Genomic DNA, 531 nt, shown 5'->3' with positions numbered 1-531 from the left:
AGCAGCCACGCCATACGCTCGCATACTGAACATGTTCACTGTGTTGAAAGGCTGGTTCGAGTCGGATGGTTTTCGCGGTTGTGCATTCATCAACACGGCAGGCGAGGTCGGGGACCCTGAAGACCCCATCCGCCAGATCGCCAAGTTGCACAAGCAGAAACTCCTGGACTACACGCTTGAACTGGCTGAGCAATTGAATGTTCGGCAACCGTTGGTCGTGGCCAGGCAGTTGTTTGTCCTGATCGAGGGCGCGATCACCACGGCGCGTGTCATGGGAGATTATCACGCTGCTGATGATGCCATGGAAGTTGCGCAACTTTTGCTCAAAGAGTTTGCGCCCTGACGTTTGAATGCCTGAAGTTGTAATCACACTTTGCTGCCCAACTCGACTGGAGTCATGATCATGTCCAATGCCCAAACTCGGCCGTCACTTCCACCTTTTACCCGTGAAACAGCCATCGAGAAAGTTCGACTCGCTGAAGATGGCTGGAACAGCCGCGACGCGGAGAAAGTCTCGCACGCCTATACGCT

At 54.2% G+C, this 531-nt stretch carries 2 protein-coding genes; both read left to right on the top strand.

What is annotated here, in order from left to right; genetic code table 11:
* On the top strand, positions 1–343 hold a 343-nt coding region (locus QWI17_RS04855; RefSeq protein ID WP_441294582.1), incomplete at its 5' end, for a TetR family transcriptional regulator C-terminal domain-containing protein.
* Positions 344–397: 54 nt separating this feature from the next.
* Positions 398–531 (top strand): DUF1348 family protein (locus QWI17_RS04850; RefSeq protein ID WP_368045325.1); only part of this gene is annotated, 134 nt, incomplete at its 3' end.

Source organism: Gilvimarinus gilvus (assembly GCF_030518155.1).
Classification (GTDB): domain Bacteria; phylum Pseudomonadota; class Gammaproteobacteria; order Pseudomonadales; family Cellvibrionaceae; genus Gilvimarinus; species Gilvimarinus gilvus.
The sequence above is the reverse complement of the archived record's forward strand: the minus strand, read 5'-3'. Positions and strand labels throughout refer to the sequence as shown.